Here is a 14,451-nt window from a genome sequence, read left to right on the forward strand (position 1 = left end):
TTTCTTTTTTAGCTACGGGGGCTTATACAAGGTATAATGATTAATTTATAGGATAAATATATGAGTAAATTTTATAAACAACTAAGCTTCTTGCTTTGTCTAATTTGTTTTGTTCCGCTAAATGCGGCAGAGCAACATTTAATTATTGAGCAATCTAATTTTAGTTTTAATTCACTCAGTAAAAACTCCCTAATATATCAGCTTGGCGAAAAGCCAGTTCTTATAGATCCTGAAAATAACACAATCTCTTATAAAAAAAATAATACCTGGCAAGACCAAAGTTTCACGGAATTGCCCAAATTTGCAGCCTATGCCGAGGGTGTGGATAAGATCTATATTGTAGGTGGTGTTATCGCAGGGCAGCAGAGTAAAAAAGTTTTTGACTTGAGTCTAGTGGGAGATAAGCTGCAACTAAATTCTCTGCCAGACATGCCCCATGGGGTTTTGAATGCAGGTGCGGGTGTTTTCAAAGGAGCGCTTTATGTCTGTGGTGGACTAGAATCTGTTTCCGCTAATGAAGCCTCGAAGAAAGCGATTCGTTATAATTTCTCTGCAGAAATTCCCAGCTGGGAAAAACTAGAGGATCTACCTGAGGCAGTGTATTCCCCCAGTGTCATCGAAGGTTTTGAAGAACTATTGCTCATTGGAGGTAAAGTTTTTAATCAAGCAGGTGTGGGCCTAAGTACTAATAATGTTATGGGATTTCGTCTTGCTCCGATTGATGGGCAGACCAAGAAAGGCTGGCGGAAATTAGCGCCAATTCCTCAAACTTTATCAAATAACTGTGTAGCGAAATTGGGGCAATCTCATATTTTATTACTTGGTGGAGAGAGCATTAAATCAAATGACAAGAGTGAGCTATCAAAGCAGGTTTACTTTTATCACAATATGAGTAATACATGGATGACTGAGTCTGTTGACATGGAGCCTAGAAGTCATGCTTTTTTAATTAAGCAGAAGGATAACTACCTATTGTGTGGAGGTCGCAATCGTAAAGGGGAATTACAAAATAAGGCAGTGCACATAAAAGTTCAGAGGGTTGTCAAAAGTCTAGAGTTTTTAGATTACGCAGTAATTGTTGTTTACTTTATCATTATGGCCGGAATAGGCGTGTTTTTTGCCAAGAAGCAAGATACAGCAGAGGAGTATGCCCTTGGTAACCGTGGAGTAAAATGGTGGGCGGCAGGAATATCGATGTTTGCCACTGCGGCAAGTTCAATAAGTTTTATGGCGATTCCAGCCTTGGTCGCGGCCACTAGTTTGGTTCACGTAAGTGGTGTGCTGTTAATTATTCCCGCTTTCTTTGTTTCAGCTTATCTGACCTATCCCTTACTCAGACGTTTGAAAATCACCTCTACCTTTGAATACATGGAACTGCGCTTTGGAAAGAGTTTACGCATAGTTGGTAGTATTCAGAACATCACATATCAGTTGGCTGGAAGAATGAGCGTAGTTATGCTTTTGCCTGCTTTGGCAATTAGTGCTGTAACAGGCCTAGATATAATGTTGAGTATTTTGTTAATGGGGGGCTTAACGACTTTGTATACTTGTTTTGGTGGCTTCGAGGCGGTTATTTGGTCCGATGTTATGCAGGGGGGCATGATGCTCCTTGGTTTATTGATTATTGCCGTCTTTGGGATATGGGCTTTGCCAGAAGGCTTCACAACTTTTTATGAAGTCAATCAGGCAAACCACAAGCTCAATGCATTTTTATTTAGCAGTGATATGTCCTTGCCCTTATTCATCTTTTTTGCTTTAAATACGATCATCGTGCAAATGAATTTTATCTCAGATCAATCCCTAGCTCAGCGCATACTTTGTACCCCAGAAAAAGATGTGCCAAAGTTAGCTGGAGCAATGACGGCGTGCAGTATTGTTGTAGCCGTTCTTGCCGGATTTGCCGGTTTAAGTTTATTTGCCTATTTTACAACGTTCCCTGATAAAATGGATGTGATGATGAAAAATGATAGCATGGTCCCCTTATTCATTGTTCAACAACTCCCAGTGGGCTTAGTAGGGCTCATTATTGCGGCTTTATTTGCAGCATCGATGTCGACTCTATCTAGTAGTATGAATAGCTGTGCGGTACTCATATCTGAAGATTTTTATAAACGCTTTAGTAAAAAACCCGACGAGCAGAAAGCCTTGAAAATCATGAAAATTTCGACTTTTGCATTTGGAGCAATAGGGACCAGTTCAGCTTTAATTTTGTCTAAAATCGATACACCGGCACTAATGCAAGTTTGGGCCGAAATTTGTGCGGTTTTATCGGGAGGTTTTATCGGTGTAGCCATCCTAGGTGTATTCACTCGGCGCACCAATTGTGGCGGTGCAGTTGTGGGTGTTGTTGCAAGTATAGTGGTATCACTTTTACTAAAGAATTATAGTACAATTCACTGGTCATCTTTTGCTGTTTTCTCTACTTTAAGTTGTTTACTTTTTGGTTATTTTAGTAGCTTTATTCTTCCAGGTAAGAAGAGGGACCTTAGGGGTTTAACGCTATGGGATATGTATCCTTCTGAGGATGAAGAGGTGAAAGGCTCAAAGCTTGAGTCTAAGGCAGTAGAAGCTTAATTTGTTAGGTGCTGAGGATCTATTATTTTTATTAAATATTTGGAGTGAATTTTGGATCTTAATTTAAAAGGTAAAGTGGTGATCATCACTGGTGGTGCCAAAGGTATAGGAGCTGCGATTTCGGAATCTTTTGCAGCAGAAGGAGCTAAACTTGTCATAGCGAGCCGCCCTTCGACAATGGCGTCTGAGTTTGTGGATAAAATAAAAGAAACAAGTGAAGTTCTCTACATCCAAGGAGATCTCACGACGCCAGGTTTTTGTGAAAAAATTATTGATCAAACCGTCCAGAAATTTGGTCAAATTGATGTACTTGTAAATAATGCAGGTGTAAATGATGCTTGTAATATCGATGATTCATTGGATAAGTTTCAGCAGTCATTAAATACCAATTTAATTCAGGTTTTTGAATTGGTTCATTACGCTTTTCCGCATCTTGAAAAAACTAATGGTAATATCGTTAATATTGGTTCGAAAGTAGCTGAGACGGGGCAGGGCAATGCAACAGGCTACGCGGCGGCAAAAGGTGCGGTCAATGCTCTTACTAGGGAGTGGGCACTGGAGTTTAGAATGAAGGGAATTAGAGTTAACTCAATTATTCCTGCAGAATGCATGACACCACTTTACCGCAGCTGCCTGGATAGACTTCCCAAGCCAGAAGAAGAGGAACGACGCATTACTAGTATGATTCCTCTCGGTGAAAGAATGACTAGGGCAGAGGAATTAGCAGACCTTACTGTATTTATTGCATCCAGTCGCTCGTCTCATACCACAGGGCAGATTATCTATGCAGATGGTGGATACACTCACTTAGATCGCAAGTGTACTGTAAAAGAATGAAGTCGTTCGCGTAGATCACAGAAAGACCGTGCGCGTACTGAAAAGACTCTAAGAAATTAATTATCGTTCCAGTTTTATTTAGTACCAGTGGGAACAATATTGTTTAAGCCGTTATGAATAAGATGTCCAATTTCATTTGTTTCCCAGCTTCCTCCTGTGGAAAGTTGATATTCCGATGAACCAATTAGACTGTTTGTTTTGATGAAACTGACGGAGCCATCAATGACAGCAGCGTTTAAACCACGGTTTTCATGGTAGCCGGTAGAGACCATATTGAAGGCAAAAGTAGAGAAGCAAGAATGCCAATGATTGCCACGACAACGAGAATTTGAATTAATGTTACGTGCTTCTTTTTCATAAATCATTTCTTAATTATGATTACAAGCTGCATCACCTTAGATTTCAATTTACGCTAAGTACTTGTGGCTCGCAAGGGTATTGTAAATCTATCTAAACAAACAAGGTATGTTAATTTTTCTATTAGTATTTCAATTATTTAAGGAGCCTTCATAGTGAATTATAAGTGTTTTTTACGGAGGGTTGAAATAATTTCACTCATTAGAGAAGAGTCGTAAATGCGGACATCGCGAACTTCGCCTTGTAAGGTAGTTTTGAAAAATCTTCTCACGTCTAAAGTCATTTTGTAGTGCTTGTTGGATTTGTCTTAGCGCGATTGTCTGGGACTCCTGCTTTGTTTAAAACTTCATCACCGGTGGGGGGAACCGCGAAGTGGGACTTCCTTGGAGTGAGTCAGGCCAAGAGAATAAATGCTAAGTGGCAGCAAGTATTTTCATGTAAGCCTCAAACAAAAGCATATTAATGATTTGTCTTTTAGCTTAACTTTTTTGAATGTTTGATTAATGGTAGCTCTTAATACTACGAGCCCATGAGCATTATCTAATGCCTCTCCTTGATTGAGATTGAAATCAATCAAGAACTTAGGCTTTTATCCCCTGTAAGTATTAGATTAGCTGCTGTTGAGAAATTGTTTATTTTCTACTTCGTATAATAAAAAATCCTACCATGAATAATGCAGATATTGTACCAATGCCTTTAAGGATTTCTTGTTCGTCCATATTCATCAGTCTATGTTGAATAGATACGTTCTTGTTCTCCGCAGTTTTTTTTTGGATGATTTCACTGTCCTGAGGTTGTGCAATCTCATGATCTACACCATTAAGTCTATTAGGCTTGAGAAGTTTATGTCCCCTGGCTTTAGAATCTTCTGTGAACGAATCTTTTTGATCACCAATAGTAATAGTGAATGAACTTGCGGATTCAGTAATTTTGGGTAGTGGATCACCATCTTTAAAAGGGTAGAGGAGTACCCGGAATGAAGCCGTAGCTGTTTTGTTTTTAAATTTTAAATTGTGGGGCATTTGTTCAGTTGTCAGATTCATTTTGGCACGATCCACATCCTGAGTTGGCAAAATATGTTCAACAACAAATTCGCCCTTGCCTTTATAACCAAACATTTTCACCATGAGATGTTTTGATGGATCTTTAGGATCAGTCAAGATAGCGGTATCGCCATTGATTTTATGGAGCGCCATATTTTTCTTTAGGTCATCGGGTAGTGCGGCATGCCAGATGTACTCGCGTTCTTTATCATCCTTCTTAAAATCATCGGCTATAATGATGTAAGGGTGATCACCACGGGCAAAAAGAGCCGTTCTGTAGGCGTATTCGAATTCCTGTTTTCCTTTATAGTTAACAGGGTCAAATTGATCGTAGTCATGATAAACTGGAGCATAAGGACGATCTCCGAGGTACCAATGAGTGAGGTATTGCTTAGGCATGTCAAACCATGGGCGTGGATCGGGCTTGAGGCGAGTATAATTGAGATTTGGCCATTTATTATTGATTTGGCGATAGGATCCCGTAAGCTCACTACTGAGTATATCAAAGTTTGCCCCTTTTTTTTCTGCTGCGCCATTGTAGTAGAGTGAGCGAGCCATAGTTCCATCTTGACCTTCACCGTCAACGGTGACACAAGAGTTGGTACGGCTGTGCTGATTAGCCCTGCTGCGAAATTCAAACCACTGACGTTCGAGGGCATTGACAACAAAGTAGCCCTTGGTTGGTGCTGAATGACCGCCTTTGATAACACGGGGAACAAAATTGAGTTGCAGGGCATCTTTTTCCCAGCTACTGCGACTGATCATTTGACCGCGAAAGTCACTAAAGTAGCCTAGAGGTTCACCCGCTTCTTTGACCGCTTGTTTAAGGTGTTCTTGTAGATTGTCTGGACCTTTCCAGTCCTGAGTATAAACAGAAGAAATCATCCATGATTCCTGACCAAAAGTACTGGGGCGCTTTTGTGTATAAGAGCTTGCTCCGTCATCTATTGTGTGTTTGAGGTAGTTGATTATGGGATCGTTTGGGTAAGCGTAGTGTAAGACATTGATTGGAGCGCTGGGTATACCGGCATTACCACCATTTTTTTGATCATACATGACCGTTTTGTGGGTCCAAGGTAGGCCAATATGGAGATGAAATTTAGTCACATTATTATACAGGGCTTTACTTGAAATGATTTTCTCTCCTTTAGGCTGCATGCGTGAAAGAACGGACATTTGAGTTGAGTTGATATTACTTTTCCCCATACCCTCATAGTGGGCGCCTGATTCAGGGTCGTTCATGATTTCAGCACAATTATTCACTGCTCGTGCGGCTTGATCATAAGTGAATTGGCAGAAACCATCCTCACCATAAATGGATTGCAGAGCAATGAGCATATCGCCGGTGATCCATGCCTGCCAGTTTGAGCGATTGGCGTAAAGAGCAGGCATAGCGTACATACCTATGCTCCAATTTCCTGCTGTAGCAGTGGCAATGACTTTACGAATTGTCTTTTTCTCACCTTCAGTCATCCAGTTATAGAGGTAATCATACATGATTTGAGTTGAACGTCGTCCAAGAATATCGTGATAAGCATGTTGCCAACCCGGATTATCTTGACTACGCCAATAATCAATAGTTTGTTGTTGCAGATTTGCGGAAATGATCATTTTCTCTATAAGCTTACGAGCTAATTTAGTATCAGCTTTAAGTAAGGCTTCAAGAGCTAAGGCAATTCGTCCGCTTGAGCTTTGGCTGTGTTCATCAAAAACATATTTACCATCAATTTTAAAGGCACCTTTGGGTGCGTATGGCGGTTTTTTATCCGTTAGTTTGGAGTTGGGAGTATAATTGCTAAGGTCATGACCAAATTGAGTTCGAGTGTAAAGATACATAAATGAGTGATTATTATTTCCGTGACGACTCTTCAAGAATGACTCTCGAATACGGGGTAAATCATTCATCGTCATATTTAGGCGTGGGTGGGTGTATGGGGAGAGCTCCTTGCCATCGAACCTATCTTCGGAAAAGTGTTCGGATTGATAACTCGCGGTAGGTTGCGGAAAGTTTTTTGCGATAAAGTCGTCTCTATAAACGCGAGAAGTGTAGGGGTCATAAGCAATGCGCTTATCAACAGCTAAAGGTCCTTGTTTACTTTTATAAATAGCTGCGACTTCTTCGTTATTTAAGGTTGTATCGTAGAGGGCATAGTCGTCGATAATGGCACCCTTAAGGTTGCATAGTAAAGAGGCTTTTCCCGATGCGTCTTTTTCAAATGGGGCAAGGCTGTAGACTGCCAAGCGCCCGTCAACATAGAGCTTTTTAACATTGCCAGTTTTGGCATAGGTAAAAACGTAATGAGTCCAACGATTATTAGCTTTTACAGTTGTTGCACCCTCATACCATTTGACGATGATGTCAACTACCCCAGAGCCATCTGGATCGAGGCGATATTTTCGGTAATGGTTATTCCAGTAATGCTTGCCATTTTCTCCTTGGATTTTAAGTATATCACCAGTAATTTTACCTTTTTCGTGATAAACCCAGAAGGAGGCGGAAAATTCATTTTTTAGTTCATCGAATTGACCTAGTGATAAGGGACCATTAAGAAGTTTAACTGCTTGGCCAAATTTACCTTTTTCAACCTGTTCAATATTTTTTGCGTCAAAGGCCAAGGTCTGGCCTTTAGAACCAAAAGTCGAGAATTTATTATTTTCTAGTTTATCAAAGGACCAGTATGAGATGGGCTTGAGCTTTTTATTTTTTATAGCGGCGGCTCTTTCTGGGTGATAAGCAACCATTTGACCTTCAATACGGTCAGGGGGCATGGTGTAAAGCTTCGCATCTTTGGGTCCCATATCTTTGGCAAAAACGACTCCATTAACCAGTTTTTCGTCTTTGCCAGCTTCATTTGAAGTCGTCAATTTAAACTTATAGTCACCGATTTTATTAGTCGAAAAAGTTGTCTTTGGATCATTTGGATCGGCAAACTTCCCCTTAGCACCTTTGGGTTGTTGGATAATACTCCACTCAAACTTTGTTTCTCCAGCATTATTTCCTTTTATGAGCTCAGTTCCCTGCATTTTAAATTTTGCTTTTGAGGAGCTTATCCATGAGCCTTCTTTTAAGAAAGTTGTGTAGCCCATTCCAGGGTCTGCAATGGGTATAGTTCTTTCTTTTACGTAAAAATTTTTCGTTCCCAATTGTTTGATTTGATCAGCATTTAGTGCACGGCCATAGAGTCTAAATTCATCGAAGTTACCTTCTGCGCGATTGTGTGGAGAGCCATTGCGACCAGAGAGCGATAATTTAAACTTTGTGGTAGGATCCCAAGGACTAGAATGTTTTACAGTTTGTGCTTTGTCATTGAGGTAAAATGTGACTTGATCATTTTCATAAACTAATACTAAGTGATTCCATTTTGTAGAACTCATTTGACCTTTGAAGAAGCCTAGGGTCTGCTGTTTGCCAGCATTGTCTAAATTAATACGAAAGCTGTGGTGCTGGCCTAAAGAAAATATGTTGCTATTTGAATCGTCAGCCTTATGAAAAGTGATGATATTATCAAAACGACTTTTGTCACCCAAGGGTTTAAATAAGAAAGACATAGTCCAATTCTGAGGAAGAGACAAAGCTTTTTCACTTGATAAGGTACCTCTTACTCCTCTAGGTAAATGAGCTGAACCATTTAAAAAGCCCTCTTTGCTCTGCCAATGAAGTCCACCGTGGCTACCAATTCGATCCCAGCGTACCACGCCATCATTACCGCGACCGGAAGCGTCTGCTTCAAAAGCTCCGAATTCGTAGGGTGAGTCAAATTTCCAATGGAGAATTAATGATTGATCCGCTGAGAAAGCACTTGGTAGAACGAGATATAAGGCTGCAAAAAGGAGTTTATTTATTATTTTCATGAATGACCTCTAGGCTTTAATTAAAATGCTTTTCACAGCTCTGCAAGTTTTTTGTTATTTCGACTAATAGATATTTTATTACGCCCATTATTTTGCATTGTGAAAGTAATGACATCCACCTGTTTGCCAATAGTCACTGTGACCTGATTACGGGATTCATTCCATTCATACTTTGGCAATTTGGCACCCTTATAATGAGGGTAAAGTAAGACTTTAAAGTTGGGCTCAACCGCACGACTGGGAATCACTAAACGTTTCTGAAGTTGAAAGCCGCGACCCTGTGGCCAACTACGAGCGTCTTTTAACTCAAATGTCTCTAGGCGAATCTGTGGATTGGTGTAAATATCTTCTGGAATGGTGCGATCGAGAACACTGACTAGGCACATGGGGACTTTAGCGCCGATTTTGCGATTGAGGCCCGGTTTCATTTCCATATTGGGGTGACTCTCGTCAAAAAGCATGATCTCGTGAGTCCCTATGGAGGCAACTTCAGTGTTTGGGGTGAGCATCATCAGCCATTCATAAAGACGCTCTTGATCATCTTTCTTGATATCATCAGTAATGAGGACGTAGGGGTGTTCGCCACGAACGAGCATTGCACTGCGAAAAGCCTTTTCCACGGGATTATGCTCAATACGCAAAGGGCGAGAATATTCATCCCAAATTCGGGGGTCACCCTTTTCAAAACCTTTATAAAATTTTTCTAACTTAGGGTGACGGTCTACATGATCCTGCCATTTAAAGTCGAGATTTTTTGCTAGGAAGGCATCGGCTTTTTCGGTGAAGTTTGCGTAGCGCGCAAATTTTCTGCGAGGATCATTGAGATCGACATAACCACAGAGCTCACCAGGCCAGCGCCAGGCGTGGGAATAGGCGGTATCGACTGCGGCAATAGTTACATCTTCATTGTCTTGCATGCCAAGCCATGTGGAAGGCGGTGTGAAGTAACCCTGTCCCTTACCGTCGATAATGACCAAGCTATGATGGCGACCTTCAACGGAGCGAAAGCGCTCATCTGCCCAAACACGTCCTGCACCTGTGAGGGTGAAAGCCCCCTTGTCGGCGTGTTGGTGATTGGGGGCATGACCATCGTCACGTGCTTCGAATTGCAACTGCAATTGATCGATCCCCCATTTATCACGTGTTATGAGGGAGTTTCGATCGGGATCAAAAAAGGTATTTTTTAAGCCTAGGTTTTTTCCATCATTGTATTGTTTTTTAGAACTATCCGCCGCAATAATTAGGTCCATATGTGGGTAAGAATTATAAAAAGTCTTTTTGTTTGGGGGTGGGAAATTGCCATTTTTATCCAGAGTGACTTGGTTGGTGCGTTGCAGAACATAATCAACAACTGGGTCATTGGGGTAGAAGCGTTTGAAAGCTTGCATGGTCATGGTGGAAGGGCCACCCTGTCCGCCGTCACCGTGACTTATGAAACGTTGACCGGAGTCATTACCCTTACCAAAAGCATTGGGCTGCGATGATTGAGCGTACCAATTGACGGAGTTTTTCCAGCGATTGAGGTTCCAGATATTGTCGCCACGACGTGCCATGGCAATAAACCCTGGGATTGCCCAGCGCAAACCAAATTGTGAATAGCCTATAGCCTCATCTGATGAGCCCATATCTGACCAGCCATATTTCACAAAGTCAGTGAGGATTTCTCTGGCGTGATCTATCACGCGTTGATCATTGCCGGGTTCACCTTCAGTAGCTAATGCTGTGAGATATAGACCTCCAGAACCGATGGCAATCCAGTTCCAGTTGCGGAAATGATGGGGCATGTGGGAGCCCATGGTTGTCTTGCCAAAATGGTATTTATTGAGAGCTTTGCGGCAATTAGCGCGTTGTTCTTCGTTCATCCAATGATGCGCATAATCATACATAAAAGCAAACCAGGGTTCACCATCGATTGCAGCTCGTCTATTGCTTCGCCAGACATCGCCGTTGAGCTGAATAGACTGTTCATTTAAACGAAAACCGTGGAAACGGTCAGGCGTATTATATTTATCTGTGCTAACCTTTCCTGCTTTGAAACTTTCATCCATTGCTACGAGGCGCTTGTAGTAGATTGTTGAGAGGGTAGAAATCGCTGCGGCAAGTTCCTTTCCCATTTTTTCATCTTCGCGAATTAATGAATCTAGAGCCTCAGTCATGAGCACATAAGCAAAGCCGTAACGATGACTGTATTTTTGCTTACGGGGAAACTTGCTTTCTTTTTTCATGATTTTCATTGCTAAATCTTCATCACCAGCAGCTAATGCTTTCAGAAGCTCATAGGATTCAGAGCCTTTGTTGCGAATGGATTCTTTTTGATTGACTGTGATCTGATGATAGGCGTAAGCACCAGCCAGGGTATTCTTTATACCTGCGCGAATGCGAGGTAAGTCGTCGGGAGAAATGAGTATACGTGGGTGAATTCCAGAAGCAGGGACTTCTCCAAAGGCATAGGGATCGAAATTTTTATCATCAACTTTACTTAAGTCAACTTTTGGAGAATTCGGCCACATGTATTCGCCCTTGAGGATTTGATCAGCAGTCTGTTCTCCAGGCAGTTGAGCCATTGGCTCTGCGGCATTTAAAATGAGTGAGCTGAAGAGTGAAAATATAAAACTGACTTTAAGTAAAGTTTTTTTCATATGAATTGTCCTTAAGATAAATATGCTAAAAATCAAAGCACTATAGATTGCCTTATATAGTATTACAATATGTATTTTATTAAATTATATTGTATCGATTTTAAATTTAATTAAATGAATTTAAAAATGGCTAGAAAATAATTTTAGAACAACACTAAAAATTTTTTACTAGAGCAGGCTTAATGCCAAGAAGAAACTGAGAAGTCCACAAGGTTAAGAGTTGTTTATAAGAGCTAAGTCTTTCTGTTTTGATTAATTACTATTGACAATGGCAGTGATATCTAAGCCATTATCCCCCCACGGGGCCTCAGTATTCGCCGTGCTAATACCAAGTAGATAGCTTATTGGTGCAACGTGTCCATCTAAGTACAGGACATTAGACTTGTCCTCATGACGGGAATCAAAATTATCTGAATTAATCCCTGCATCTTGGTTATTTTGCTCACTGTAATGAAGAAAGCTAGAGGGGGAGCTGATCATTTGATATGAGATGCCTCTAAAACCGAGACTGTTACCACTGCCACCTCCGATCATATTATGTCCATAAACTAGATCTCCTCTGATGCCATTTGTCGTATCTGCGGTTCTAGCAACTGCTTCATGACAGGACGCATTGACTTGGAAATTATTTTGATCTTGGCGGAAGTAAGGGTAATATTCTTTGAATTCACTGTTTTTATACCACCAATCTCCATTGTTATCTCTATAAGGCACAGGGTAATTATCCCAATTATCAGCGTAGAAGAAATTAGCCATGCCAAGACTTTTTAAATTGTTTTTACACAAGACGGTTTTAGACGTTCTGCGAGCCTTACTTAAAACAGGTAAGAGCATAGAGGCTAAAATACCTATAATTGCTACTACAACTAAAACTTCGATGAGTGTGAATTTTTTTAGTTTTATCATTTCTTATTATCCTAACTTTTGAGTTTAATGAGAGTTAAATTCAGGAAGTGTTTTCACTTTAGATATTCTGTATTGTTGATTTTTTATTGATGACTTTGTCATAGATTTTTAGTTCATCTATAAGACCTTCGTAATGCTGTTCAGTGACTGATTTATCGCCATCATAGTAAGCGGCTCCAATAAGAATGTCTTGGATATTGTATTGTTCTTTTTCGGGGCATTGAGCTGTGTCAATTAATATATTGTCGATGTAGAGTTTAACTTCCTTGTTATCGCGTGTCACCAGTATGTGAATCCACTTTCTATTGTATTTTTGATCTTTGAGAGAGTGCATAATTCTATGGTGATTTCCCGCTCCGATACTTAAAGTGTACACCTGTTTAAAACGGATAGAAATCCCCTTGTGGCCACCAATGCTGATAAGGTTTTCGTAAGATTTTTTAATATCTGATTTTTTGGGCTTGATAAAAAAGGACACAGAGATACCTGAATGACCCTTTTTGAAGGGCTTAGTCAAATTAATCAGACTTGATGAACCATTGAAAGAGGCCGCTTTTCCCTCTTTGCCTCTTGTGAGTTCGATGTTTTTAAAAGTTTTCTTATTTAACTTATCAAAGTCTTCTTCGATAAGTGCTTTATCAGCTAAAAGGCTGATGTTAAAAAAGATAATTACGAATATGAATCTCATTGTATATCCTTGGTTTTAATTAGGGTGTGTAATCACGTTTGGAAACCTTATTGATGAGTTTGTGCAGGGACTGAACCTTTTCGGGATGTTGAGTCGCCAGGTTTTTCATTTCCCCTTCATCTTTTTCTAAATTATAGAGTTCAAAGCGTTCAGCGGGACTTAAATCTTTTTTGCGATTGGCAATGAGCTTCCATTCTTTGACGCGAACGGATGACCAAGATTTCCAGGCATTGAAAATATAAGGGCGCTGAGCTTGCTGCGCGTGTTTTCCTAGTAGAGTAGGGAGGTAACTCACTCCATCGCTGTCTTTAGGGCAATCAACTCCAGTCAGATCACAGGCGGTGGCCATGAAGTCACAATAGGCACTTATATGATCCGTGACTTGACCTGCTTGAATAGTTTTAGGCCAGTAAGCAATAAAAGGTGTGCGGGTTCCTGCTTCATAAATACTGCGCTTATCACCTCGGAGTTTGCCAGAACTCTGAAAGAACTCCAGCGTTTGACCGCCTTCGGGAGAAGCTCCGTTATCGCTACCAAAGAGTACGAGGGTGTTTTCTTCTATTTTGAGTTTTTTGAGTAGATCGAGGATACGACCCACATCTCGATCCATGCGACTGATCATTCCGGCGTAGGCGGCGTGGGGGTATTTTTGTCCGCAGTAACCTTTGACGTACTGACTGCCATAGCCGGGGTCTTTTGAACCACCGCCACCGATGATTTTTGGAGTTTCAGGCCAATTGAGTTTTAGATAGGGTTCAACAGAATCATGGGGTACAGTGATCTCTGCATGGGGAATGGTGTAGGGCAGGTAGAGGAAAAAAGGAGTATCTTTATTTTCTTCGATAAACCCTAATGCGTCTTTGGTAAATTCATCATGACTGTAAACCCCATGGTGTTTTTCTTTAATGTAGCCCTCATCTGTAAGTAAGTTCTTGTTGGTGGGGTAATGGACTTTTTCGCCATTGCGCCACATGAATTCGGGATAATAAAAGTGTGCGAAGCCCTGATTATCGTAAGTGAAGACATGATCGAAACCATGTTCGCCTGGGCTATTGTCGTGGCCTGGACGGCCCATCATGCCCCATTTGCCGATCATCGCTGTTTTGTATCCGGCATTCTTAAGCAGCCCAGCAATTGTGATTGAAGGGATTTTATCACCCATGGGAAGATTGGCGATATGTTTTCCAGTCATGAGAACTTTGCGTGACATGGTACAGGTGGTGTAACCAGAGTAGTGATTAGTAAAGCGAATGCCACTAGCAGCCATTTTGTCCAATTCTGGAGTTTGGATTTTTTCTTGACCATAAGAGCCGAGTTCACCATAGCCGAGATCATCTGCTAAGATAAAAATGATGTTGGTTTTTGTATCTGAAGCTAAAGCGCTTAAAGAAATTAAAATCAAGAGATATTTTAAAATGGATAACATGAACTTAGTCCTTGGAGGCAGTTAGTATTATAATATGTATTATATATTGCAATTATTTTACTTTCAAGTAGGTTTTACGAAATAAATATTCAATTAATCTTGCAGGTGATAATTGTACGCCTTACGAGC

Annotated in this window: 8 protein-coding genes; 2 read left to right on the top strand and 6 right to left on the bottom strand. The window is 40.8% G+C overall.

The window, feature by feature from the left end:
• Positions 1 to 60 precede the first annotated feature (60 nt).
• Both PQO03_RS05790 and PQO03_RS05795 read left to right on the top strand, forming a co-directional pair.
• A complete protein-coding gene (locus PQO03_RS05790) occupies positions 61 to 2,574 on the top strand; it encodes a sodium:solute symporter (RefSeq protein ID WP_274148603.1) in 2,514 nt (837 codons plus the stop codon).
• 51 nt (positions 2,575 to 2,625) lie between these two features.
• Entirely contained in the window at positions 2,626 to 3,411 is a 786-nt protein-coding gene (locus PQO03_RS05795; RefSeq protein ID WP_274148605.1) for an L-fucose dehydrogenase, read from the top strand.
• A 74-nt stretch (positions 3,412 to 3,485) separates the two neighbouring features.
• On the opposite strand, the gene PQO03_RS05800 is transcribed toward PQO03_RS05795, so the two are convergent.
• The 6 genes from PQO03_RS05800 to PQO03_RS05825 form a co-directional block, all read right to left on the bottom strand.
• A complete protein-coding gene (locus PQO03_RS05800) occupies positions 3,486 to 3,776 on the bottom strand; it encodes a hypothetical protein (protein WP_274148606.1) in 291 nt (96 codons plus the stop codon).
• Between the two features lie 624 nt (positions 3,777 to 4,400).
• On the bottom strand, positions 4,401 to 8,663 hold the full coding sequence (locus PQO03_RS05805; protein WP_274148608.1) for a LamG domain-containing protein: 4,263 nt from the start codon (positions 8,661 to 8,663) through the stop codon (positions 4,401 to 4,403).
• Between the two features lie 32 nt (positions 8,664 to 8,695).
• On the bottom strand, positions 8,696 to 11,302 hold the full coding sequence (locus PQO03_RS05810; protein ID WP_274148610.1) for a hypothetical protein: 2,607 nt from the start codon (positions 11,300 to 11,302) through the stop codon (positions 8,696 to 8,698).
• Positions 11,303 to 11,554: 252 nt separating this feature from the next.
• Positions 11,555 to 12,208, bottom strand: coding sequence for a prepilin-type N-terminal cleavage/methylation domain-containing protein (locus PQO03_RS05815; protein ID WP_274148612.1), 654 nt, complete (start codon positions 12,206 to 12,208; stop codon positions 11,555 to 11,557).
• Between the two features lie 58 nt (positions 12,209 to 12,266).
• Entirely contained in the window at positions 12,267 to 12,896 is a 630-nt protein-coding gene (locus tag PQO03_RS05820) for a LamG-like jellyroll fold domain-containing protein (RefSeq protein ID WP_274148614.1), read from the bottom strand.
• A 19-nt stretch (positions 12,897 to 12,915) separates the two neighbouring features.
• Positions 12,916 to 14,322, bottom strand: a complete 1,407-nt coding sequence (locus PQO03_RS05825; RefSeq protein WP_274148616.1) for an arylsulfatase — start codon at positions 14,320 to 14,322, stop codon at positions 12,916 to 12,918.
• Between the last annotated feature and the right edge of the window lie 129 nt (positions 14,323 to 14,451).

Source organism: Lentisphaera profundi (assembly GCF_028728065.1).
In the GTDB taxonomy this organism is placed as follows: domain Bacteria; phylum Verrucomicrobiota; class Lentisphaeria; order Lentisphaerales; family Lentisphaeraceae; genus Lentisphaera; species Lentisphaera profundi.

Excerpts from the sequence above, each read along its gene's own strand:
- PQO03_RS05800 (WP_274148606.1), bottom strand. The coding sequence starts at position 3,776 with ATGATTTATGAAAAAGAAGCACGTAACATTAATTCAAATTCTCGTTGT.
- PQO03_RS05815 (WP_274148612.1), bottom strand. The coding sequence starts at position 12,208 with ATGATAAAACTAAAAAAATTCACACTCATCGAAGTTTTAGTTGTAGTA.
- PQO03_RS05810 (WP_274148610.1), bottom strand. The coding sequence starts at position 11,302 with ATGAAAAAAACTTTACTTAAAGTCAGTTTTATATTTTCACTCTTCAGC.
- PQO03_RS05805 (WP_274148608.1), bottom strand. The coding sequence starts at position 8,663 with ATGAAAATAATAAATAAACTCCTTTTTGCAGCCTTATATCTCGTTCTA.
- PQO03_RS05820 (WP_274148614.1), bottom strand. The coding sequence starts at position 12,896 with ATGAGATTCATATTCGTAATTATCTTTTTTAACATCAGCCTTTTAGCT.
- PQO03_RS05790 (WP_274148603.1), top strand. The coding sequence starts at position 61 with ATGAGTAAATTTTATAAACAACTAAGCTTCTTGCTTTGTCTAATTTGT.
- PQO03_RS05825 (WP_274148616.1), bottom strand. The coding sequence starts at position 14,322 with ATGTTATCCATTTTAAAATATCTCTTGATTTTAATTTCTTTAAGCGCT.